At 61.5% G+C, this 23,243-nt stretch carries 22 protein-coding genes and 2 pseudogenes; 10 read left to right on the plus strand and 14 right to left on the minus strand.

Annotated elements, in window-relative coordinates:
* Window positions 1-48 precede the first annotated feature (48 nt).
* The 3 genes from AC13GF_RS05235 to AC13GF_RS05245 all read left to right on the plus strand — a co-directional run bounded on the left by AC13GF_RS05235 (window position 49) and on the right by AC13GF_RS05245 (window position 1,828).
* Window positions 49-465 (plus strand): hypothetical protein, encoded by a 417-nt coding sequence (locus AC13GF_RS05235; protein WP_483003591.1) that lies wholly within the window; start codon window positions 49-51, stop codon window positions 463-465.
* A 69-nt stretch (window positions 466-534) separates the two neighbouring features.
* On the plus strand, window positions 535-858 hold the full coding sequence (locus AC13GF_RS05240; protein WP_483003592.1) for a hypothetical protein: 324 nt from the start codon (window positions 535-537) through the stop codon (window positions 856-858).
* A gap of 127 nt (window positions 859-985) precedes the next feature.
* A complete protein-coding gene (locus tag AC13GF_RS05245; RefSeq protein ID WP_483003593.1) occupies window positions 986-1,828 on the plus strand; it encodes a class I SAM-dependent methyltransferase in 843 nt (280 codons plus the stop codon).
* A 3-nt stretch (window positions 1,829-1,831) separates the two neighbouring features.
* Here AC13GF_RS05245 and AC13GF_RS05250 read toward each other — a convergent pair whose 3' ends face one another.
* A complete protein-coding gene (locus AC13GF_RS05250; protein ID WP_483003594.1) occupies window positions 1,832-2,800 on the minus strand; it encodes a polysaccharide deacetylase family protein in 969 nt (322 codons plus the stop codon).
* Window positions 2,801-2,870: 70 nt separating this feature from the next.
* The gene (locus AC13GF_RS05255; protein ID WP_483003595.1) at window positions 2,871-3,530 is read right to left on the minus strand and encodes a hypothetical protein; all 660 of its coding nucleotides are present in this window, start codon (window positions 3,528-3,530) and stop codon (window positions 2,871-2,873) included.
* 133 nt (window positions 3,531-3,663) lie between these two features.
* Here AC13GF_RS05255 and AC13GF_RS05260 point away from each other — a divergent pair, with 133 nt between their 5' ends.
* Window positions 3,664-4,344: a hypothetical protein gene (locus AC13GF_RS05260; protein WP_483003596.1), complete on the plus strand. Its 681-nt coding sequence runs from the start codon at window positions 3,664-3,666 to the stop codon at window positions 4,342-4,344.
* Between the two features lie 80 nt (window positions 4,345-4,424).
* On the opposite strand, the gene AC13GF_RS05265 is transcribed toward AC13GF_RS05260, so the two are convergent.
* Together AC13GF_RS05265 and AC13GF_RS05270 are read right to left on the minus strand one after the other, a co-directional pair.
* Entirely contained in the window at window positions 4,425-4,598 is a 174-nt protein-coding gene (locus tag AC13GF_RS05265) for a hypothetical protein (RefSeq protein WP_483003597.1), read from the minus strand.
* A 10-nt stretch (window positions 4,599-4,608) separates the two neighbouring features.
* Window positions 4,609-5,421 (minus strand): alpha/beta fold hydrolase, encoded by an 813-nt coding sequence (locus tag AC13GF_RS05270; protein ID WP_483003598.1) that lies wholly within the window; start codon window positions 5,419-5,421, stop codon window positions 4,609-4,611.
* Between the two features lie 227 nt (window positions 5,422-5,648).
* Between AC13GF_RS05270 and AC13GF_RS05275 the strand changes: the two genes are divergently transcribed.
* Both AC13GF_RS05275 and AC13GF_RS05280 read left to right on the plus strand, forming a co-directional pair.
* The gene (locus AC13GF_RS05275; protein ID WP_483003599.1) at window positions 5,649-6,128 is read left to right on the plus strand and encodes a nuclear transport factor 2 family protein; all 480 of its coding nucleotides are present in this window, start codon (window positions 5,649-5,651) and stop codon (window positions 6,126-6,128) included.
* Between the two features lie 75 nt (window positions 6,129-6,203).
* Window positions 6,204-6,620 carry an XVIPCD domain-containing protein gene (locus AC13GF_RS05280; protein ID WP_483003600.1) on the plus strand — a complete coding sequence of 139 codons (417 nt, stop codon included), beginning with the start codon at window positions 6,204-6,206 and terminating at the stop codon, window positions 6,618-6,620.
* Window positions 6,621-6,683: 63 nt separating this feature from the next.
* On the opposite strand, the gene AC13GF_RS05285 is transcribed toward AC13GF_RS05280, so the two are convergent.
* The 5 genes from AC13GF_RS05285 to AC13GF_RS05305 form a co-directional block, all read right to left on the minus strand.
* Window positions 6,684-7,754 carry an XVIPCD domain-containing protein gene (locus AC13GF_RS05285; RefSeq protein WP_483003601.1) on the minus strand — a complete coding sequence of 357 codons (1,071 nt, stop codon included), beginning with the start codon at window positions 7,752-7,754 and terminating at the stop codon, window positions 6,684-6,686.
* A 37-nt stretch (window positions 7,755-7,791) separates the two neighbouring features.
* Window positions 7,792-8,367 carry a hypothetical protein gene (locus AC13GF_RS05290; protein WP_483003602.1) on the minus strand — a complete coding sequence of 192 codons (576 nt, stop codon included), beginning with the start codon at window positions 8,365-8,367 and terminating at the stop codon, window positions 7,792-7,794.
* 143 nt (window positions 8,368-8,510) lie between these two features.
* A complete protein-coding gene (locus AC13GF_RS05295) occupies window positions 8,511-9,656 on the minus strand; it encodes a YncE family protein (RefSeq protein WP_483003603.1) in 1,146 nt (381 codons plus the stop codon).
* A gap of 165 nt (window positions 9,657-9,821) precedes the next feature.
* Entirely contained in the window at window positions 9,822-10,748 is a 927-nt protein-coding gene (locus tag AC13GF_RS05300) for an XVIPCD domain-containing protein (protein ID WP_483003604.1), read from the minus strand.
* A 136-nt stretch (window positions 10,749-10,884) separates the two neighbouring features.
* Complete coding sequence (locus AC13GF_RS05305) at window positions 10,885-11,259, minus strand: XVIPCD domain-containing protein (protein ID WP_483003605.1); 375 nt, start codon at window positions 11,257-11,259, stop codon at window positions 10,885-10,887.
* A 444-nt stretch (window positions 11,260-11,703) separates the two neighbouring features.
* Here AC13GF_RS05305 and AC13GF_RS05310 point away from each other — a divergent pair.
* The 3 genes and pseudogenes from AC13GF_RS05310 to AC13GF_RS05320 form a co-directional block, all read left to right on the plus strand.
* Window positions 11,704-11,901, plus strand: a pseudogene (locus tag AC13GF_RS05310) (hypothetical protein); the annotation flags it as partial.
* A gap of 547 nt (window positions 11,902-12,448) precedes the next feature.
* A complete protein-coding gene (locus AC13GF_RS05315; RefSeq protein ID WP_059036085.1) occupies window positions 12,449-12,817 on the plus strand; it encodes a hypothetical protein in 369 nt (122 codons plus the stop codon).
* A 146-nt stretch (window positions 12,818-12,963) separates the two neighbouring features.
* A complete protein-coding gene (locus AC13GF_RS05320; protein ID WP_483003606.1) occupies window positions 12,964-13,338 on the plus strand; it encodes a hypothetical protein in 375 nt (124 codons plus the stop codon).
* A 103-nt stretch (window positions 13,339-13,441) separates the two neighbouring features.
* On the opposite strand, the gene AC13GF_RS05325 is transcribed toward AC13GF_RS05320, so the two are convergent.
* Both AC13GF_RS05325 and AC13GF_RS05330 read right to left on the minus strand, forming a co-directional pair.
* Window positions 13,442-13,684 carry an integrase core domain-containing protein gene (locus tag AC13GF_RS05325; RefSeq protein ID WP_260834356.1) on the minus strand — a complete coding sequence of 81 codons (243 nt, stop codon included), beginning with the start codon at window positions 13,682-13,684 and terminating at the stop codon, window positions 13,442-13,444.
* Window positions 13,685-13,718: 34 nt separating this feature from the next.
* A pseudogene (locus tag AC13GF_RS05330) lies at window positions 13,719-13,921 on the minus strand (transposase); the annotation flags it as partial.
* Between the two features lie 168 nt (window positions 13,922-14,089).
* Here AC13GF_RS05330 and AC13GF_RS05335 point away from each other — a divergent pair.
* Window positions 14,090-14,515 (plus strand): very short patch repair endonuclease, encoded by a 426-nt coding sequence (locus tag AC13GF_RS05335; protein ID WP_483003607.1) that lies wholly within the window; start codon window positions 14,090-14,092, stop codon window positions 14,513-14,515.
* Window positions 14,516-14,527: 12 nt separating this feature from the next.
* On the opposite strand, the gene AC13GF_RS05340 is transcribed toward AC13GF_RS05335, so the two are convergent.
* From AC13GF_RS05340 to AC13GF_RS05350, 3 genes are read right to left on the minus strand one after another with little or no spacing between them, the layout of a single operon-like run.
* The gene (locus AC13GF_RS05340; protein ID WP_483003608.1) at window positions 14,528-19,900 is read right to left on the minus strand and encodes a DNA translocase FtsK; all 5,373 of its coding nucleotides are present in this window, start codon (window positions 19,898-19,900) and stop codon (window positions 14,528-14,530) included.
* A 58-nt stretch (window positions 19,901-19,958) separates the two neighbouring features.
* Window positions 19,959-21,395, minus strand: a complete 1,437-nt coding sequence (locus AC13GF_RS05345; RefSeq protein ID WP_144435303.1) for a hypothetical protein — start codon at window positions 21,393-21,395, stop codon at window positions 19,959-19,961.
* Window positions 21,392-22,111, minus strand: coding sequence for a hypothetical protein (locus AC13GF_RS05350; RefSeq protein ID WP_059036076.1), 720 nt, complete (start codon window positions 22,109-22,111; stop codon window positions 21,392-21,394). Before AC13GF_RS05350 ends, AC13GF_RS05345 begins: the two co-directional genes overlap by 4 nt.
* Window positions 22,112-23,243: the final 1,132 nt, after the last annotated feature.

Raw genomic sequence — 23,243 nt, forward strand, 5'->3', positions numbered from 1 at the left:
GCCCGTGTGCTGCCTACACTAGTCGCACCTGCCCCGTCGGGACATCCCATGCGCACGCTCCGCCTGCTGCTGCCCGGTGCCGTCCTGCTGCTCGCCGCCTGCGGTGGCGATGCCGGGCTTCCTTTCAGCGCCGACCCGTTGCAGGGCTGCTTCGCCACCGGCGCGCGCAAACCGGCCGACTTCCGCATCGACAAGGAAGGCGGCCAGTACTTCGTCTCCTTCAGCCGCGGCGAGCAGTGGCAGCGCGAGCCGAATGCCCTGCACAAGGCCACCCGCAGCGAGATCAGCCGCTACTTCCGCGATGACGCCGAGCAGATCGACAGCGCGTTGATCCGCATGGCTGGTGGCTTCGGCATCTTCCACTTCAACAAGGACGCGACGTTGAAGGGCAAGGCCAGTGATAGTGACTACATGGCGCTGATGCTGATCGGGGCTGGGCCGGTGTATGCGGTCAAATGCCCGTAAGACGCAATGATTCTGATGGCGACTCAGGGCACTAAGGGCACATCCTGTCTTCTTTGAGGAGCGATGCCAATGCTGCTGTTTCTGCTGCTTGCGGTAAGCGCACCGAAGACCCAGGGTGCCTATGACGAAGTCCGGCAGCTGCCCGATGGCCAGACCCTGATCATGCGCACCCTGGACTGGGATCTCGGTGATGGTCGCTACGAACGCGTTACCGTGCATTGGCTGCTGCAGGAAGACGGCAGCCTGCGCTACGACTTTGATCGGCAGCCACCGGAAACTCAGGACGTCCATCGTCGGTCGTGCGCGCTGCAGGGCATGCAGCCATCACGTGGCGTCGGCATGATCTCAGGAGAAGGAGCCACACACGGCTTCAGCTGCACCAGCCAGCGGTAGAGCCGAGCCCACGCTCGGCTCCTCCCGTCTACATCCACGCATGACGTGGATCTACTGCAGCAGCCACGCGTGGCCCCGGCAACAGCTGCGGTACCATGCCCTCCCCCGAACCGCCCCGGTACCCGCCGTGCCCCATTACACCGGCCCCCTGCTGACCCGCGACAGCGCTGACACCCTGCGCCGTGCCCATGACAAAGGCGCTGCTGAATGGCAGGGCTCGCTCGACCTTGGCCGCAGCGAGGACGGCGTGGCGCTGGATGCCGACGGCTTCCACTTCCGTGGCCAGCGCTACCCGTGGCCGGGCAAGCTTAAGGACCGCACGCTGTACTACTGGGACGGCGAGGACTTCGCGCGGATCTCGCGCTACAGCGGTTCGCTGATCAAGCTGGTGCCGACCGAATGGGGCGCACCGACCTTCGAGATCGACGGCATCAAGATGCTGCCGACTTCCAAGCTGTCACCGTTCGAGGACGCGCGCCGCAAGGTCGAGCTGGTCGCCCCGGCCGGCAAGGTCATCCTCGATACCTGCGGCGGCCTGGGCTACTTCGCCGCCTGCGCACTGGAGGCCGGTGTTGGCCAGATCCGCTCGTTCGAGAAGAATGCCGACGTGATGTGGCTGCGCACGCTCAACCCGTGGTCACCGGATCCGGAATCGGCTGCGGCCGGTGGCCGCCTGCAGTTCAGCAACGGCGATGTCTCGCAGCAGATCGAACAGGTGGCCAGCAACAGCGTCGACGCGATCCTGCACGACCCGCCGCGCTTCGGCATCGCCGGCGAACTGTACTCGCAGGTGTTCTACGACCACCTCGCCCGCGTCATCCGCAAGGGCGGGCGCTTGTTCCACTACACCGGCGCGCCGAACAAGCTGACCAGCGGCCGCGATGTGCCGCGTGAAGTGGCCAAGCGCCTGGAAAAGGCCGGCTTCAAGGCCGAACTGGCGCTTGACGGCGTGCTGGCCGTCAAGCGCTGAGCCTCATTCCGAGTCTACCTTCGCCAGCTTCATCACCCACGACGGCACTTCCGGTTCTCCGGCGTAGAAGTCCTTCGGCTTCTTCTCCGCCATCGCCCAGCGGTGCAGCCAGCTCGGGCCGTAACGGCCACTGTAGCCTTCGGCACCACGTGCATAGGCCGGGTCACGCATCGCTTCGTCCAACGAAATGAAGCGATAGCCGCGCCGCTTCGTCGCCGCCACCAGTTCGGCAAACGCGGCTGCATTGAGTTCGTTCGCATGCATCAGCCAGACCTGCGGAAGCGCGTAGCCCAGCAGCGCCTGCGACTGCTTCTCGTAGTAATCCAGCTTGTTCAGCATGTACGGCACATAGCCCTTTCGCAGCTGTGCCAGCGTCGCTTCACGCGCCGGGGAATCCGGCTGCTCGTTCATCACGTTGGCATAGGCGAACGCCCACACCCACTCGCCGTTGTCGACGGTCACCGGTGCCACGCGGTAGCCATGCGTCTTGAAGAACGCGTCCATCTCCACACGTTCTTCCGGCGTGCGCCCAGCACGCAGATAGGGGTGGCGCATCCACTGCGGTTTCAGTCCGCGCTCGGCCAGCAGCGGCCGCAGCACCGTCTCGCCACGCAGGAAATCCTGCTGGAACGCAGGCACGCCCTTGGCGTTCAGATCCATGTGCGAGTAGGTGTGGTTGCCCAGCACATAGCCAGCATCCAGCCAGTCGCGCAGCATCTTCACCCGCGCCGGCTGCACCTGCCCGTCGATCTCAAGCTTGTTCTCGTTGACGAAGCCGACCACCGGCACGCCTGCCTGATGCAGCTGCGCCATCAGCGCTTCGTGCCGCGACTTCAGATCCGGCGGAACGATCTCGTCCACCCGCGCCCAGGGCAGGTCGTCGATGGTCACCGCAAGCCGGCGATCCACTTCAGCGGCGTGCACCGCCAACGAACACAGCAGCAATGGCACAGCACGCAGCAACCAACGCATCAGCACATCCTTGCAGGGGCGAAGCGCAGACTGTAGCGCGATTGCGGGCGCGTGGTCGGTCACACACCCGTTATGAGCTGGGCGACTGCACCTGACGTTCGCGCACGATCGCCCGCCACAGCATGAATCCTGCTGCCATCGCCATCAGCATCAATGCGACCAGCACGAGGGCAAGATCATCGGGATTGCGCAACAGCGGCGCATGCTCATGGGTGAGGATCTCGAACACCACCTGCTGCGCCTGTGCCAGCGGCAGCCGGCCCTGCTCGCCCAGTTCAACCAGGCATGCCGCCGGGGACAGCTTGGCTACGCTGGTCCACGCCCTGTCGTACAGGTGCAATGCCCTGAGGGCCAGCGCCAGGATCGCGGCGTGCAGGGCCATCACGCCCCAGTTGGCGCGTCGCAGGCGTTCCGACAGGCGACCCAGGCGGTAGACGCTGATCGACATCGCGCCCAGCAGCGCCAGTACCACGCCCGCCATCGGAATCCACTGCAACGGTTGCCATGGTGCAAGCGCAGTGGACCGCGCCAGCAGCTGTTCGGCCACCTGCATGCGTGCGACCGGGTCGGGCCCACCGCATGCGTCATCCACTGGCTCCAGCAGCAATCCCACACGGTAGTGGAAGAAACCAGCTGCAAGGGCTACCGCCAGCAGCGCCACCACCTGCAGGGCCAGCAGGATCGGGCCAGGACCACAGATACGACAGAAGCGGGTAGCAGCAGAGACCATCGGTTCATCCGTGACAACAAAGGACCATCCTAACCAAGCGCCCTGTGCTTGTCGGCTGGCGGATACGACAACCGCCGCGTGGTCCCGGTAGGATGTGGATGAGCATGGATGGTCGTATGTAGAGGTGTTGTGGATGGTCACGCTGTATCTGTGGGTGCGAACGCTGCTTCCGCTGCTGGCGTTCGTGATCGCCTGGATGCTGCTGTCGCGCCTGATCAAGGCCCGCGTGGCGCGCCTTCCACGCGTTCCCTTGAACCTGCCCGAGCACAGCAGCAGCCCGCGCCGGAAGGACCGGCGCATCTACGCGCGCAAGCTGCGGCGCAAACCGGGCCTGCGCACCGCAACGCGCCCGGCCACCGCGCCGCGCAGCTGGAACCTCGCGGCGGTGTTCGTTTCGTTCTCTGCGTTGATTGCCGCCGTGCTGGTCATGCCGGATGGGGCGCGCTTCCAGGTCATGGTCGAGAGCATCACCGGCTACCCGGCCACGATTGCTGAGGTACATGTTCCCGCTGCCCGGCAGCCCCTCGTGCTGCAGGCGTGGCAGCCAGCACTGGCGCAGCTGTCGCGGCCGGTAACGATGCGCTACCCGATCGGTCGCACCGGCGGCGAGCATGACGCGCACGCCACACTACCGGTACAGGTGAGGCACCAAGGTGATCGGCTGCAGGTGGCTACGGCCGTGTCGGTGGATGCCGAGCTGCTGCGTGCAGAGCTAGCGCGCTTGGCTGGGCTGCCGACGGAGGCAATCACCGTCCGCCAGCGCGAGATCTCACCCTGGCAGGAACCCGGCTGGAAGCCGCTGGCCGACCTGTAGAGCCGAGCCCATGCTCGGCTGCTGTCCCGTGAAAAAGCACGCGCTACGCGCGCAAGCCGAGCATGGCTCAGCTCTACAGATCAGGACCCGCGAGGCAGCTTCACCGCCCACATGTTGTCCACCAGATTCGGGTAACGCCGCCCATTCTCTTCTGCACGCCGTCGCGCCGCTTCTTTCTGCGCAGGCGACAGCGGCTGCGAGGTCTGGCCCTTGGGGTTGGGCTTCTTCCACGGCGGTGTCTTCGGCTCACGCATGGCCGCATGCTTACCGCTTCAGGAAGTTCAGCAGCGCCAGGTTGAAGTGGTCAGCATGACTGGTGTTGCACCCATGCGGTGCGCCTTCAAGGATCACCACTTCGCTGCCTGGAATGGCCCGGTGCGTGCGCTGGCCAGAACCTTCAAACGGCACGATGGCATCACTGTCACCGTGCAGGATCAGGGTTGGCACCGTGATCTTCTTCAGGTCTTCGCGGAAGTCGGTAGTGGCAAACGCCTGCATGCACCCCAGCGCCGCCGTCTGGTCGGATTGATGGCACAGTGCAATCGCCGCCTGACGCGTCTCTTCGGTCACCATCAGCTGGCCATTCGCGCTGAAGAAATCTTGGGTGAAGCCATCGAAGAACGCCTCGCGATCCTTCTCCAGACCGCTGCGCATCTCATCGGCCTTGTTCTGGGTGAGCGGGCCTTCCGGGTTGTCATCACTGCGCAGAAGGTAAGGCGGCACCGCAGCTGCAAACACCACGCTTTGCAGGCGTTCCTGCCCGTGGTTGGCCACATACCGCGCCACCTCGCCGCCGCCCATCGAGAAGCCGACCAGAGTGACGTCGCGCAGGTCACGCTCCTCGATCACCCCGGCCAGGTCCGCTGCCAGCGTGTCGTAGTCATAGCCCTCGGCCGGCTTGTCAGAACGGCCGAAGCCACGACGGTCGTAGCTGATCACCCGGTGCTGCGCATCGCGCAGGATCGACACCTGCGTCTTCCAGGCATCGGCGGACAGCGGCCAGCCGTGGATCAGAATGACCGGGCGGCCGTCGCCACCAGTGTCTTCAACGTGCAGGCGGATGCGGGAAGCAGGCATGGGAGCTCCTGTGGAAGGGGAGGATTTCAGGCTATGGGCCGCCGCCTATCGCGACCGTGATGGAATCACCGGTTGCCATGACATCGCCTGCACAGACGGTAGCCCCGACGCTGAAACCGGGCCGTCAATGCGGGCATTCACTCCGTGGAAGGACCGTTTCGTCGGACGCCGGCTGCAGCGGCCCAAACGCCATGCGAGCCTGCGTGAACCATCCCTGGAGCCTCGCCATGCTGCTGCTCACCCTGCCCCTGCTGGCCGCCGGCCTCGCCGCCGCACCCGCGTCCTCCGATGACCTGCGCGAGCAGATCCGCCAGGCCGACACCCAGTTGTTCGCCGTGGCCTTCGAGGCCTGTGATGCCGACAAGGCCGCCGCGATGACCACCGAAGACATGGAGTTCTTCCATGACAAGGACGGCAAGTCGGCCAGCAATCGCGAAGACTTCCGTCGCAGCGTCGCCAACATGTGCAGCAATGCACGCAAGGGCGGCTGGAGCCTGCGCCGCGAGCTGATGGAGCCTTCGCTGCAGGTGTTCCCCTTGCACGACGAGCGGGCGCTGGAGATCGGCGACCACCGCTTCCATGAACGCGGCAAGGACGGCGTGGAGCGCTGGGTGGGCCAGGCCCGCTTCATCCAGATCTGGCGTCGCGTGGACGGGCGCTGGTTGGCCGAGCGGGTGATCAGCTATGACCATCGACCGGCGGACTGACCCCTCGGGCGCGCTTCACGGGCCGGATCTATACTGACCGGGCCCACCACGACCCACCGCTACCGTTCGATCGCCATGGCAGAGATCACCCCCAACCACCCCGACTACGGCCTCAATCAGCAGGTCCGCCAGGGCGTGGCCGCACTGGACGCGCAGCACGGCCGTCCGTTCGACCAGACCAGCGAGCGACTGACCGCCAGCCTGACTGTGCTCGCCCGCGAGCAGGGCCTGCAGCAGGTCGACCATGTGCTGGTCAGCAACGCCACGGCCAACCAGCCGGCCGGGCACAACATCTTCGTGGTGCAGGGCGACCCGGCCAACCCCGCGCATCTGCGGGCGATGATGCCGACCGCGGTGGCGGCGCAGACGCCGGTGGAGCAATCGATGCAGAAGCTAGGCATTGCCCCGCAGCAGCACGCCATGGGGCAGCTGCCCGAACAGCAGGCCCGTGAGCAGGAACAGCAGCAGAACCCGGCACACCGCCTGGGCTGAGCCGGCTCCAGCGTTGCTGGCGGCCCAGCGCGAGAATGCTGGCTCGCCGTGGCGCTTGCCGCCCTAGGCCATACGCGGCCCGGACTGCTCCTGCACTTGGCGCTGCTGCAGCTCATCCTGCGTGCGCGACTGCGCAGACTGCGACAGCTGCTCGGCACGCTCGAATGAGGTTTCCGCCGGTGTCTGCGCGGCCACCGCAGTTGGCATGCTGGCACGCAGCTGTGCCGGGTCGTCGCGCTCGCCCTGCACGATGAAGATGTTCTGCGCCACATCGGCCTGCGCCGTGCGATCGCTCAACAGCACGTGGTCGACCTGGGTCAGGCCGCTTGCCTTGGCCAGGGCGTACAGGCTGGCGCTGATGTTCTCGCTGGTGGCATCGAAGGTGCGGCCCCGTTCTGCATCAAGCAGGGCCACACCCTGGTGAATCTGCGATAGGAGCGGATCATTGCTGTGGCGGGCCAGACGATCATCGCTTCGTTCGCCCATGCCCTCAGCATCGCTCAGGATGCGTTGTCGAAAACTACGCTCCGGCAGGGGATTGGTTTTCCTTTGATTGAGCTCACTGTTGGGGAACGGCGGATCAATGCTGTCCACGCCATGGATGTTGCGCAGCGGTCGGAACCCATCCTTGCCTGCGCCCTTGCTCTCCAAGGGAATACGGACATCGGGAAGCAATTGGCCGATCCCACCTCCCAGCGCGTTCACGTCGATGCTCTTTTTCCGCTCGATGCCCGCGTGGTTCAGGGCTTCCCAGGTGAAGTCAACGCAGTTGTGGCGCACGTCCTGATAGTGCTTGCTGAAGCCGAACTTTTCCGGGTCCGAGCCGAACTGTTGGAGCTTTCTGTACTGCTCTTCGCTGATCTCGAGGGTGCGCGTATAGCGCGGGTCTTTATAGACCTTTGCGTCATCCTCCATGATGCTACCAGGGCCATTCATGCTTCCGTGCTCCTTGGGAGCAAATCCATAGCTCCTTGCAGGCTCGCCTGGTGCGTGCAGGACGTAGAACATATGACCGGGTGACGACGTCTGCGGAATACCCTCAGCGTCGACCGCTTGCTTGCGCGTCCTGGGATCAATCAGCGGTGTGCCGGGTGCGGCGATAACGATCTCTACGGTATAGCGTGGCTTGTCCATAAGTTGATTCCTTCGTTCCTTCCCGTGGTGAGGTTGACTACTTGCCTGGCAGTCGGGCTGCATGTACCCGCAACTGAGCCGAGTAATGCTGCAGTTCAGGCGTGGCCCGTACAGTGCGAACCTGTACGCGATAGCGGGTATCAGGCTCCACTGGCAGAGCAACCAGGCTCAGCGTGTATTGGCCGTCACCCCCCATGTGTGGCGACGTATACCGCCATTCGCTGGATGCATGCCATTCTGGAAGCGGCTCACCTGCATTAAGTACCCCGGCCTGGTAGCTGTCGTAGGTAGGAACATCCTTCCAGGCATCGGCGACCCATTGCTGCAGGGTCACCTCGAACGGGACCCTCAATGTGCCCACGTCAGGCCCGTCGGGCCTTTGGGTCTCCCGGCGCCGCAACTCCAACTCCACTGCATAGGTGCGATGCGGAATGTAGTTTCGAGCATTCATCTCGAACTCGAAATTCACCACTTGGCCCGTCTGATCCACAGCGATCGGCTGCGCCAGGTCCAGTGGCTCGGGTGGGATGGGATCCCCCCCGGAACAGGCGCCAAGCGCGCCCGCCAGCATGAAGAACAGGCCGGCGTGCAACCAGCGATGGATATCCAGCATGATTCAGATCCTTTGGCTCCCTGCCATGGGGTTCAACCGTAGCCCCCGGCTGCTGGCGCCGCAACCCGCCAAAGAAAAAGGCAGGGTCAGCACCCTGCCTTCTTCACGCCGCACGCCGCCGGGCGTGGCCCGGCGTCATCGCATCACAGCTGAATCCGCGCCACGCTCTCGTCAGCGCTCTTGTCGTCCTTCTCGCCGTTCTTGATGCTCACGAACAACACGTTGTTCTTCGCATCCAGCGCCAGGCTGTTCGGGTGGGTCGGCACCGTGTAGGTCGCCACCTTCTGGTAGCTGTCACTGTTGTACGCGGTCACCGTACCGGCTTCGCGGTTGGTCACGTACAGGCGCTTGCGCGGTGCATCCAGCAGGATGCCCAGCGGGCCGGCGTCGGTCGGGATGCTGGCCAGTTCCTTGCCGGTGCTGCGGTCGAGCACCAGCACGCGCTGGCCCGGATGCTTGCTGACCAGGCCGCTGCTCTTGGCCTGGTAGCCACGCAGGAATTCCGAGCCCTGGTCGGTCACGAACAGGCGCTTGCCGGCCGGATCCAGGGCGATGTTCATCGGCTGCTCGGCGGCGATCTTGTGCTGCGCCACCACCTTGTTCGAATCGGTGCCCACCACCACCAGATCGGCCAGCAGGTTGCTGGTGTAGACGCGCTTGTTGGCCGCATCCAGTGCCAGGCCCGGTGCCTTGGCATTGCCCAGGCCGTCGATGGTGTTGATCACCTTCAGCGTGTTGGTGTCGATCACGAACAGCACGCTGCTCACGTCGGGCTGGCTGCTGTGGCCGGTCACGTACAGGCGGTTTGCGGCGCTGTCGACCACCAGCTCGCGCAGGTCATGGGTGTAAGCGGCCTTGCCATCCTTGCCGGTCTTCTTCTCCATCAGCTGGATGGTGCCGACGGCCTTGTTCTGCGCGGTGTCGACCACCGTCACCGACAGGTCCACGGTGTTGCCCACGTACAGGCGGTTGTGGGCGTCATCCAGCACCACGCCGAAGGCTTTGCGCTCCAGCGGGATGCGGCTTTCCACAGCCAGCGTGGCCGGGTTCAAGTGCAGCACCTGGGCCGGACCGGCGTCATCGCCGAAGCCGCCGGAGGAGGCCACGAACACGGCGTTCTGCTTCGGGCTGTAGGCCAGCTCGTACAGGCCCTTGGCCACGGTCTGGCGCTGCACGGCGGCGGTGGCACTGGCGGTGGGGGCGTTGTCGGCGAACGCGGAAGGCACGCCGAGGCTGAGCGAAACGGCAACGGCCAGGGCGGCCGAGCGGAAGAGAGGATTACGGAACATGCGAGCGTCCTTGAATGGGCACGGGAGGGTGTCCTGGCTCGCTGGGCCGTTCTACGACGGCCCGCACCGCATCTGTCTGCGCGGGCTGGGCTGGCTGGGTAGCGGGGGAATGGTAGCAGGTGGGGGGCGTGGCGTGCGCCGGCGCGCGCATGGCAAGCGCGCGGATTACTGCTCTTTCAAGCGCAGCGAATCGGCCACATCGGTCTTGGCCGCCACCTCGGTGGCGATGCTGGCCCGGCGGTGCCCCGGGTCGTTGCGATCGCCCTGCACGATGAAGATGCTCTCGGCCGCATGGCTGCTTTTGGTCGGCTGGCTGAGCAGCACGTGGTCCACGCGCGAGAGATTGTTCTGCTTGGCAAGCACCAGCAGGCTGGCGCTGATGCGCTGGCTGGCCGCATCGAACGGGCGCCCATGCGCCGCATCCAGCTCGGCCACTTTCTGGATCAGCTGGGAGAACAGGCGATGGTCTGGATGCGAGGGGTCCAACAGCGTACCGGCCACTTCAATCGGCGTCGGCGGCGGCTCATCGCTGGCGCGGTCGCCCTGGCGATGATGCTCAGCCTCGCGCTCGGGCATCGCGTGATGGGCTTCGGCATTCAGATCGCTGCCCGGGAACGGCGCGGCAATGCACTGGATTTCCGGCAGGTTGAACAGCACCGCGAACGCGCCCAGGTTGCTGCCCCCATCCAGCGGCGCCGGCAGCGGATGCAGGCCGGCATAGTGCAGCGCTGCCCATACGAAATCACTGCAACGGTTGATGGTGGCCGGGCGATCCACATCGAATTCGAACTCAGCCGGTTCCTCCGCGAAATCACGCAGGCAGCCGTAGTGCTCCTCGGTGATCTCCAGGGTGCGGCTGTAGTACGGGTCGCGGTGCTCGTCGGCGTCGTCGTGAACGACTTCGGCGTACTGCACACCGACAGCGCCATCACCGGACGGCAGGCGCGGCGGTGCGAAGCCGTAGCTGTGCGCTTCCTCGCCGGCGGTGGTCTGGAAATACATGTGGCCGCGCGGTGAGCTGCCGCCGCTGTTCAGCGGGGTGCCGGGCGCGGCCAGAAAGAGGGTTACCGTGTAGCGTGCTGCTTGCTCCATGCCTGCTCAGCCTTGTTGGGTACTGCGGTCCTGGCCGGATGATCGCATAGGTGGGTTCGCGGGCAGGTGGAGAGAAAAGCAGCACAGGGGCCGAAGCCCCCGAAACTGTGATCTACCATGCAGTACTCGACCCGGGTCAGCCCATCTGCATGGGAGCCCGGCTCTGCTCCAGCACGGGCTCCTGCTGTGCCGCCAAGGCGCGTTCCTGCTGGCTTTGCGAAATCTGCTCCACCTTGGCGAACGACTGCTCCACTGGCGTTCGGGCTGCTTCCTCTGCCGTCATGGAGCCTCGCACCTGCGCAGGGTCGTTGAGCTCTCCCTGCACTACGAACAATCGCTGTGCTGAGCCATCAGCTGGCGTATTTCCCAATACAACATGATCGACGCGCTCAAGCCCGTTTTCCTTGGCGGTAGCCAACAAGCCTACAGAGATACGCTCACTGGTCTCGTCATAAGAGCGGCCATGTCTTTCATCAACGTTCGCAACGCCCTTAAGGATTGAATCAAGCATGTCACGATCCTTCCCCGGCAATTCCTCTTCGCTGATGAGGCGCCGCTTCCAATTGCGATCCGGCATGCGGTTGTAATGCTCGGAATTCAGCTCACTTTCGGGAAACGGGGCACGTATGCTTCGGATGTACTCGACGTTACTGAGTGGCTTGAGCCCCCCTGGAAATCCTTGTCCTGCATGAAAATCGCGTTGGTGCGGTGTAAGCCAGCGTGGTTCAACGCGCCCCACGTGTAATCGATACAGCTGTTGCTTGCACCGTGGTCCGCTGTTGTTGCTGCACAGAGGTTGTACCGAAAGTCGAACGGCTGCGCGACCTGCGCTGCGGCGTGCCATACCAGCTGATCTTGGCCAAGTGCGACATGGGCGGCGGCCCCAGCTTGGAGCGGGGCCGCCTTGTACGAGCGTATGAGATGTTTCCAAATCGTTTCCCTGCTGCGGGCTCCCATGACCGCCTTTAGTACCGAGTGGCTGCACGCCTTCGACAAAGAACTTCTTCACCTGTTTGCCATCGACCATAGCGATGCCGGCATGGACGACTATCTGCTCGGCTGCTACGCAGACCTGCCGCCGCGCGAGGCGGCGCTGGCGTTCGGTAGCGACTACGACCTGGAGCGCGACGATGCGCTGTGGCCGCGACCGGGGCGGTGCATCAGACCCGCCCCACGAATCAAGACTGCTTTAGTTCTTGTGCTTGAGATGCCCGCGCTGGTTTCGCGTCTGCTGGTTCGCACGCTCGCCCCGGCGTCAATCTGTCGTAATTGATCTGTCGTGTTGTTGCGCGTCGCCGCTCTCGACCTGCGAATGGCAAACACAATCGAATTCGTCAGAACCTTTGTCGCGCAAGACTTTCCTGCATCGGCGGCTATGCGACAATGCCGTAAGCGTCAGCACTTGCGGCCTTTCTGGCCTGCGGATTCTTGGCATTTCGCAGCTGCACGGGTACACCTTGGCGTGCCACCTAGCACCGGTGGCGCGGGCCTCGAAAACCCGTTTGAATACCTAGTGCTTTACGCTTGTCAGCCGGCGTCACCTCTGCGTGGCGCCGGCTGGCAATCCGTTCGCGTTCAATGGCGGGCGGTGCGTGGGGGCCTTCGGGCCCGCCGGCTTAGGTATTCACCGGTTTTCGAGCCACGCACCGTCCGCCACCTCTATCGGTGGCGCTGCCGTTTGTACTGCACGGAGCACTGCCATGAACGCACCGAAATTACGCCCTTTGCACGCTACCCGCGACCCGGCCAAGGCCGAGCCCGAGCGCGAACCGACCGCAGACCCCAACGCCTTTGTTGCCACGCTGCACCGCGTTGGCAGCGGCGCCGCCGCCGACGGCCAGCCCTGGCCCGAGCGGCATCCGATGCCCGCACGCTGCATGGAATTGGCCGACGCCGATTGCGCGCTGGCCGGGCTGCGCGTGGTGCAGGAAGTGCTGCTGGCGGCCGAGCGCACTCGACAGAACGGCGCGCCCGAGGAGTACCTGGGGGATCGGGTGATGGAGGGCCTGATGATGGCGTGCGTGGCGCTGACCGCGCAGGTGGTGGAGCGGTTGCAGACTGACGGGTAGCGGTGGCGTTTCAGTCAGCCGTATGACGGCCTGCGTGGGGACGCGGGCCTTCAAACAGCCATTGATCGCAGGTGACGTTGCGCGCGACCGGCAAGCAGCCGCAGGGGCGCATTTGCTGTCGTCAGGGCTTGCAGTGAGGAGATCGGATGAGGACGTTGATGTTTGTTGTTGCGTTGGTAGGTGCGGGGCTGGGCGCGCTCTTTGGGGAGGGGCGCCCGCCGGGAGTTGGGCTTGTGTTCCAGGAATTTCCTGCGATATCTGCTGCTGAGTTCGCTGATCTGCGGGCAGAGGCTGCATGCGTTGCGCGTGAGGCTGGGGGAGATGCCGCGATCAGCCTGGGCCACGACCGGGAAATGTTCTTTGAGTTGAGTGTTGGCGCCGAGCCGACGATTGTTGTGGACAACACGACTGGGCAGTTGTTGATCACTACCTTCAGTGGTGGTGTGAGAGGGCTTGATGGTCTGAGGTTGCTGCAGGATGCGTGGCGTAGCAAGTGTGATCCTGCGCAGGAGGTTTGGTGAGTGGCATTTGGTGCCGTCAAGGCGATGCCTCGTGGCCGACTGTCGAGGCGGAATCGAAACTAGTGACGCCTCGACTGTAATGACCCACCGGTTTCTGCTCAGGTCATGCGGTTAACGTAGCGGCATAAGCCGCGTCCGGGGTCATCATCTTCAGCGCCTGATGTGGGCGCTGTTGGTTGTAGAAGCCAATCCAGTCGCCAATGATCCGCAGGGCATCGACTTGGCTCTCAAAGCGGTGGCGATGCACGCATTGCTCCTTGAGTGTCCGGATGACGCGCTCCACCATTCCGTTCTGCTGCTGGCAGTGGGGTGTAATGAATTCCTGTTTCAGGCCGTAGCTCCGCACCAGCCGCGTGTAGTCACGGCTGGTGAAGACCTGTCAGTAGTTTCTCTAGGCGCGTGTCCTCAGCTTTCAGGCCCTTGAGCCGTTCGGCGGCACGCGCAATGCCGCCGAACTTGCTGCGCACACGTAGTACGATGACTCGCTGCAGCCGTGCTGGCGGCACAGGTCTTTGATGGGCATGCCGGCCTCAGCTTCGCGCGGGAAGCAAATGATCTGTTCTTCGGTGAAGCGCTCCTTCACGTCCAATCACCTTGTCATTGAGGATTGGACTCCAAGCCGGCTCGCTACTCGATCTCGTGGGGACGTCGCATGGATCGCTGCACCAGCCACGGCATGTTGATAGCGATTATGCGGCCCCCTCACGCCCCCAGCTGGATACTCCAATCATCGCGATATGGGGGGTGAAGGGTGGCCGATACATTGACGAAGGTGCTGCGTAGCGAGCGCATGTCTCTAATCAAGGGGAGTGACACAAAGCCGGAATTGGCTGTGAGGCGAGACCTTCACAAGTTGGGATTCAGGTTCCGACTTCACGCGCGAACCTTGCCCGGCAAACCGGACATTGTGCTTCCGAAGTATCACGCAGTCATTTTCGTGCATGGGTGCTTTTGGCACGCACACGGCTGTCAACAAGGACGCGTTCCTCAGACAAATTCTGCGTTTTGGAAAGAGAAGTTCCTGAACAACAGAAGGCGGGATGTGCGTGTAGCCCGAGCACTCCGGAAAGATGGCTGGAGGGTTTTCAAGATCTGGGAGTGTCACCTGAGAACTCCCGCGCTTCGTGAGAAGTCAATCGCCAAGGTGGCGCGCCTACTGCGCGCCACTCAGCAATGACCCGTTATTTACCTAGGCATCGAGGCTGTACCTCGCAAATTGGACACGGATCTTTCCACTACCCGTCTTAATGAGGGCGTCTCCTTTGCCGACGAGCTGTTCCGCTCCGCCTTCGTCCAAGACAACTCGACTCTCGGCTAGCGTATTCACTCTTAGGGCGATCTTACCTGGCAGGTTGCCCTTAACCACGGTATTAACAACGGTCACAACTGGCTTCTGGGTCGAGACGATCAAGTGTATTCCCGCAGCCCTGGCCTTCTGGGAGATCCTCTTCAAATTCGACTCGACCTTCTTCCGCTCGTCGTCGTCATTCGTCAGATCCGCGTACTCGTCCAAGACTATGATCCACCGCGGCAGCATCTTCCCGGAGGCAGTGTACTCCGCAATGCTACGCACGTTTCCAGACTCCGACTTGAACAAGGCATATCGGCGCTCCATCTCCTGAACGCCCTCCTCCAGCAATGCAATTGCATCCTCGGCCATAGTGCCGATGGGGCCATCCGTATGCGGAAGGTCCTCCAATGAATTGAGCTCCGTACCCTTCGGATCGATCAATTTCAGCCTCAACTCCTCTGGCGAATAGAAGTGTGCAGCACCATGAAGGATGGTCAGGAGAGCCTCGGACTTACCACTTCCTGTTACACCAGCCATTAGCAGATGGGGGGAGTTTGAGCTGGAGAAGTCAATTTCAACGATCTCCCCCGAAGAGTCCTCGCCCACCGGAACGGCGAACCCCTTAGAGGGTCGTTGCCACCTATTCCACATTTCCTCGGCGTCCACGAAGTAACGTTCAGAGTCAGCCTTTGGTACTGTGATGACAACATTGCCATTGTGAGTGGAGCAACCAAGTTGCATGTCTGCAGCAAGGCGCATCCTCAACTTCAGGTTCTGGACCTGCGCCTCAATCTTGCTCACTGAGACTCCGTACGCCGGAACTACCGCATACTCAACGAAAGCAGGGCCCTCCTTGTAGGGCGACTCGGCTTTTGGCCGGTTAACCTTTACGTGAAACTCGGACAAGTAGGAAATCAGCTTGTCATATCGCTGCTCGAGGGTCTTCTGATCGATCTTATTGGACGGAGATGATTGCGGGGTTGCAGCCTCTACCTCGGGGACAAGCTCTTCCGGCGCGTGAACGGGGTTCGAGTTCAGAACCGGATCTGCTCCAGAGTCAACGTCCTGATTAACTTTCGATTGACCGAGACGCGCAGGTTTGCCCTCTGACATCTCTTTCACGTCAGTCTGAAGCTCACTTGGACTCGTTCCCTGGGAGCACAAGTCTTCAACTGAATGTGCCAGAGCAGCTACCACAACTTTATGGCACTCAGCGTCCCCGCCTTCCTCCCCCCAGAGCACTGCATCGTACGCGGCAGGGTCAATCCGAACTTCAATTCGCCGATCGCCTTCGTCACCGTACTCTCCGCCAAACTCATCCCAAGATGCGCTTTCGCCTTGTTCGGTCCTCGCCCAAGCCTGATACCAAATCAGAATTCCCATGCCAGTGGCGAATTTTGCCTTTCCTTCGGCTACAGAACGAAGGATGCCAACTGCGTGCTCGCTACTCTTGCTATTCAGCTGAAGGCCGGCGTCAAGCACGGCCAGAAGACGTTGCCCAAGAATGGACGCTTTGCTTCCTGCCGCCGAACTGATGTTTGAGCACAGCTCCACTAGCTGCTTGCTGTAGTCCCTCAGCTGTTCGGCATGCTCCCTTAGGCTTTCCTCGCCGGCTTTTGGAAACGCCGTCTCGACCTCGGACTTCACTAGGCCGTAGTGTTTTATCTCAATTGGAATAAGGTTGACGCACGAAAAGCCATCGTCGCTGCCAACCGCGCTTATTCCCAGCAAGTCAGCGCGCCGCCTACTGTCACCTCGCGCGTAGCCAACGGTATCCCGTAAGAACGGATCCACTGCGTCTACAGGCACGATCAGCCGCAGCTCGCCTGGAAGCGCTTCATCTACCCATCGCTGCAGCGATCTGAGGGCAAAGAAGAACCCTATGGCCCCGGTCGCCTGATGATGACCGATTGACAGCAAAGTATTGAGACCGATTGCTCGCCTCGCGAGAGTTGACACCAGAAGCCGAGCCCTTGAATCGATCTCCCCGTTCGTCGCCGCAGGGTTGAGACGCTTAAGCCGCTCTCGTATAGCTCCACTGAGCGCGGCTGGGACGTTAGCGAGAACGAAATAGGGCTGGACCCGCGCCTCTTCACCGCGGAATGCACCTACCGTGGTTGCTGGCCTCCAGTCCCATAGAACATAACTACCACCGACATGGCTGGACGCAGCAAGTGCGAGTGCCTGGGGGTCCACCCCAAAGTCTCCAGCGACTAGCCAATTGGGATTTGCCTTACCCACTGCGAAGTTCGCCATGACGTTGACCATGTAGGCCTCACCCATAGCTCCTTCGTAGCAGGTCAACAAGGTAGAGAGATCAGAGTCTGTTTCGTCACTGTGCTCAAGACTGTAGTCCAGTGTGGTGAATCGACCGGGGCTTCTTCTGATGGGCGTACGTCGCAACGGAAGGCTCGGCAACCAACCCTGCGAGCGGCCGCCTTTAACCAGCACCGCCTTTGCGGCGCCACCTTCAACAAACGTGATATGGCTTTCGCTGGTGTCGCCATCTGGGGCGGAGCGCCACGTGAGATTGAAGCCCGGCCTCGCTGAAAGGAGACCCTCGTCGAGCCTGCCGAGCGCCGGAATATCACCCAGTCGGTGCTTCGAATCTCTAATCGTGACCCCCGCTACCCCTGCAAGCTCTGAGCTCGAAGCAGCGAGGTCCTTCAGCTTTACAATTAACCCTTCGTCCATTGCAGCGGATCTACGGGACTGTGTCGAGCTTGTTAGGGCAATCTGCAGTGTCTGCACTTCTGGAGAGACACGCAAAAAGTCGTCGACCGCAGACGAGATGGACGAAGGAGTCAGCGTCGACAGGCCCTCGGCCGGAAACCGCTCACCCTGCAACCAGTCAGGAATCACTGGAGACCCGTCCAGGATCGGAACGCTTACGTGCCAACCGATGTATAAATCCTTTGGTCGCGCGTCCACGGGAACGGGCAAGAACGGGGTCTCTTGATCGAAAACGTCCAGTGCCGCCACCAATGCAGGAAAATTCGTTCCGTCGAGTAGGGACAGCGTAGCCGCGGGCAAGGCGCCGTCAGCATATGCTTCTCTCAGACCCACCTGAACCTTCCACGCCCATGCAAGCCTAATGGGATGGAGTGGGCTGAGTAGTACCGCAGATGCGCTCTGAAGGCCGCTCTTCTCGGAGAACGCAACGGCACTGAATGGATTCCGTGCCCAGAACTGATCCGATGCAGAAAGTTCGGCTATGGATCGGAGAAGCACTGAGTAAGCGGCAAGAACAGCGTGCACACGCTTCTTGTCGAGAGCATCAAGCGGAATCCGAGAGACAGTGAGCTCGCCAGATCGCTCTCGCTGCTCGATTGTGGTAACTAGCTCGAACACGCCTAGATCTTGGTACGCGTTTCTGAGAGAGGCGTACGCCGGCAGGTTAAGGAGATCGCCACTCGGGGCACTTGGGTAAAGATCCAGCCTATCCTGTAGGCTAACTGCGGACTTACACCCTGGAATTGAACCGCCATACGCTTCCGCCTGCTTGGAGGTGGTCGCGGAGATGGCTCCCAGTGCATGCCAAGGCCCAAGCTCCGTGAGGATATGCTGCATCTCCAGCTCGAGCTGGCCCAAAACTGAGGGTTCAAGTAGCTTGTCCGTCGCGGGTCGCGCACCGCTCGCTGCTGCGGTAAAGGGTGATATCGGTCTACTACTGGTGGACGCAATGTCTAGCGCGAAGCAGATGTTGGAGTTCGCCTTAAGGTCCACGGAGGAGGTGAGGTCCTCAATAGCACTAGCGAACTGGCCATTAGTCCCACCCCACGCCAGACACTCCATCGGCTGGCCGTCCAGCGACCAGCCAGTTTGACTAAGCTCCAGATCGCTACCCCAGGCGGCGTACATCTCGTACCGAGACGGTTTATTAATCAACGCAACCGTCGACTCGTTTGCCCGGGCCTTACAAACCCAAGGTCCAAGCGCGCGGCTACGGCCTCGGCCAGCCGACTCTTCTCTAGCCCAAAAAAGACATTCGTCCGGGCGTATCTGGACCAAGATGAGCGGCTCTACTGCCCGCACGTACTCCGGACCTTTCACCGTGATCGCCAAGCTGTTTGGCTTTGCCTTGCTAGGGGTTAGCGTTAGATCGCCAACCAGAGTAATGGTTCCTGCAGTGACCTCATATTTCTTGACTTCAAGTGAGGCTCGGCAAGTACCCACGCCCGACACCTCAATTCGCGGAACCCCCTTCCCATCCCTAAGTGAATCAGGAATTTCTTTATCCTGCTCCAAGGGAACAACGAGCTCCACCCCAACATAGATGGACTGACGGGAGATTTCATCGTGGAAATCAGCGGCCGTCGCTACCAGCACCGGGGGAGACTGCGGAAACGGGCGTGGCAATGGGACCCCAGTTCGTTGGATGATGAGTTGAGCACGATCGTCGACCACCGGCGCACTGAACGCGGTCTGGTCGAGTGCGGCCCATCCTTCTGTCTTCAACTTCTGGTCGGCTCGCGAGGCTAGCGCGACTCTAGCTACTGCCGAATCACTATCGTACTGAGCGTGCTCAACCGTCGCTGCCCAGTCAATCCGGTCGAGCGGACTCGTCTCTTGGTCTTCCCCAAGCCCGGTTTGCAGCCGTGCAAGTTCTGCACTGATGCCATCGGCATCCACCCATCGGTCTTGCAAGATCTTGACGTAGTTCTTTGGCTTGATGCCCAGCGTCTTCTTGCGACCAGGATTTGGCAGCCCGGCTGCGCCGTAGAGGAACGCGGCCGTATCCGACCCACGATTACGGGCATGGGCGATCACATTATCCACCCAGCTTTCGACGTGGATCCACCAATCCTTAGCAACGCTCGATTGACCGCCGCTAGTGATCTCGTAGACGTCAGCCAAGAACTTCAGGATCTCCTGCGTTACGGAATCTAGCTCCTCGACCTCGATCTCCAGTTCGGCGCAATGCTCTAGCAACACGGCTGCAATAGCGGCCGACAGATCAACAAGCGTGGCGACGCCTGCGCCCATCTCGCCGGACTGAGTGGACGGGAATCCAGCACTCAGTAGAAGAGGATAGACGCTACTGTAGGTGGCCATACCTCGATTCTTGCTGGCATACGTCACCGCAAGATGCTGCCCTTGCCGATACATCGCCAACTCGCGGAAGTCTACTCGAGGCTCAACTCCCACGAGATCGTCCACTTCCTCGTGCACGAGCATCGCGAAACTAGGCACCTGGTGGAAAGTCGAATTCGCGCCCTGCAGGACATCCTTGATGAAGTCAGGCGGCAGATCATCGGGCAACTCAAGCATGAGTTGTCCGCCCATTTTTGCAGCGACAATCGCAATGGCCTTGCCGATCAATGGCACGTTACTTCCCCCCGATTCCAAGATTGATCTCGATTCCCTCGTCCCCGTCAGCGGCGCCCGCGCAGAGACCCGCGCGTTCGAGCTCTGACAGCAGGAAATCGATTCGCGGTTTCAAGCCTAGCGCGTCCAGTTGCCGCTGCACATCACCCAACCGAAGCTCACTACCTGGTGAACTCGACGACATTGCCGCCATGACAACGATCCACTCGGGTCCGGGCGATACGTGCGTGAAGTTGCGGTTGACTCGCCTGAGGAATGCATAGTGGTCGGGAACGTCAGATCCCGTACGTGCGATCAGCGAGTACCTCACTGTCTCTACAAGGTTGGTGGTGCCCGAGTCATCAAATGCCTCCAGCCGCTCCTTCAGTTCATTCGAATGCTTGGTTCGCAGCATGGTGATGACGTCAGCGAGCTGCTTGCAACCTGCCTTCTCGTCCTTCAGCACAGCCTCGATTGCCTTGCGACAGGTCGAACCATGAATCAGGCTCTGCCTCATGCTTGGCATGACGTCCATCTGGGCAATGCTGCCCTTTTGGTACGGGATCAAAGGCCGGCTTGGCAGCAAGGAGAGTCGCGCCACATTAGCGGCGTCGCGACTGCCATCTCGGACTCCACGGGCAAGCTCCGCGAAGAAGTTTGCCTCCCAGAGAAAGGCGAAGCCAAGCGCATTGCGCAGCACACACACCGCCCAGGCTGACCACTTCCGTGGCGACAGCGCGGTGTACCACTGCTCGGAACACAATCTGTCCCAGCTATCGCGGAACCAAGAGAAGGGTGTGCCAAGCTGCTGGTTCAAGACATCAGCCGTCCACCAATCCGGCAAAGTCGTTGATTTGGCTCCTTCAGCCAAGACCGCCTTAGCCTGAGGCCACCCCTGGGGAAGATACTCCGACAGAGAAGTGCTCGCGAGAGCCTCCTCAATGCGACTGAGCACTGGATCACCGGCATAATGAGACGCAACGTCGAACCAGCGCTCCGCGGCCGAACCGCTCCCTCCCCCCAACGCATACATCGTATTGAGCAGGTTAGCGAAATTCGGAGGATTTGCCGCACCGAGGCCGCCAATCGGGTCTTGAAGGAGCGCACCGCAAAGGCCAATCGCTGATGAGGTGTATCCAACCCCTTTATCTGACCTAACGCCTACCAGCGAGTCTGCTATGGCATCGACTACGAGCGAAGGAAGTCCACCGTCTTTCGTTCGTACGCCAGCGTTTAGCAACGCGGCGGTGAAGCTCGCTAGCTCATCGCCATCTTTAGGCTTTGTCTGTCGGATCTGTACGCCACGTTTCGCCTTGCTTTCCTTGCGAACATAAATGAGGCCAGCCTCCGGAGCGCTGGATGGACGTTCAACTACCGACCATGCCAAGGCTGAGAGTAGGATCTCGGGACTAGACGGGTATTGCGGCCGCTTCAGCTCGGGGAAGTAGATGCTGCTCATATCGCAAGCTCCTCATGCCTTCCATTCGCGACCACTGCCAGTGTTTGCTGCGCATGGTCAATTGCTGCGATGCTTGATGACCTACAGCGCTCAATTCGCGGCTCAATGTACGCCGTAGATTCCGTTTGCCCAGAGCGATCCTCGCTAAACGACTGCGCCTCGCGCAGAAGCGCGAAGTCGAGTGCGAGCTGTCCAATTACGCCCGCATTTTCCGAGGTATAGCACTCAATGAGTAGGCGCCCACCCATCGTACGAACCCTGAGGGATACAGCACTGATTGGCACCACCTCAACAAGCCGGGGGTGAACCTGATCCTTCAAGGATGAAATGGGCTCGGCACGGACAGAGAATGCTGGCATCAGCATGCTGTTCGCTGGTCCATCTGGGTGCTGCGGGAAGATCAATGAGCGTATCGATCGTTCCAGGTCGCTCGGCAAGGCAACCGGCTTGTTCGCACAGCTACGCTTGCACCTACGCCACTGCTTGATGATCTCCGCATTGCCATAGGTACTCGTGCCGATGCCCACTAACCTTGCCACGTAAGCCCCGTACCAGGAGACCAGCCTGCGGCGCTCGATATCTCCGCAGCCCGGGGATTCCAAGAACTCCAAGAGCGTCTCCTCGAGGTAGGCGTCGAACGGAGACCATGCCAGCGAACCGGAGAGGAGGCCGAGAGCATCCCCACTAGGGAGATCGCCCATCGCGACACGCTGCATGGCAGCCTCCACCGACCGCGAGTCCGTAGATCTCCATACGGCGGGATCTACAAGAGCGAGTCCGGCGTGAATTGGAGTCGCGGGCGGGTACTCTATCCCCATCGCCCCGACTATGGGCGATGGAGCTCGGAACAGAGCGCTGTGAGCCCTGAGTCGAGAGAGTCGGACGAGCGCTGCTAGCCGTATGCTCAGCTCCCCATTTCCGGCCGCCACCCCGAGCAGCTCATCTACATGATCAAGCAACTCTCCATGCACTGATCCGTAGTCAACCCGCGGGCCTAGCACGGAGAGGGCCGCCGCCCCCCATACGTCCCGGTAGCTATACAGTCGGCCAGACGCGATCTCAGCGGACGACAGCAACTCTTGCCAAGCGTGAATACCCTCGCCTGTCTGCCATTGTTCAATGTTTGCACGAATAGGGCAGAGCTCTGGGCGATGACCGCGAACGGCGTCGAATCGACTAATCAGCTCACTAAAAAGTACCTGAGCGCGGGATGTCTCGGATCCATCGGGTGCGAAGAGCGAATGTGAGTCAACTGCCAGTGCGATTAAACGAATCCGCCTTCCGTCCAAATTGAATTCGATATTGTGGGCAGCGTGCCCACCGTCGGCTCCCGGGGAGCAAAGATCCTCTGCGCCAAGTGCTTCAAAATGGCCCTCCTGAGGATTGGCAAGCCAACGCAGGATTGAGAGGGAGAGCAGATCCGCACTGCCGGCCATGTGTTGCAATGCACGAATTTCGTCAGAGATTATCCCTCGATTTACGCAGCAGAAACTGCGTACCGGAGTGTCTTTGGAGGTACTCCACCACTTAGCCAAATCCTCCGCAAGCGCGGCATCTTGATTCTCGTAGTCTTTACTGGGGGCTATCGTGGCGTCATTCAAAAGATGGAACTCAGCGCCCTTGATTGAGCCTGAGTAGATCCGGTGCGCTAGGGGATCGGAAGGATGGCTCTTGAGACCCAGCTGGTCTCCCAGATACCTCGCCGCAAATGATTTACCATTGCCCGCGCCGCCGACAAGGAATATCACTTCAAACGCAGTGTCCGCAGCGCTGTTCGCGATAAATCTATCAATCGCCTCTTGCACCCCAGGGACCAGCGGAGCCCGGGGCCACCAAATGTCATCTTCG

It is taken from the genome of Stenotrophomonas sp. 22LJNL06-5-1, assembly GCF_056861455.1.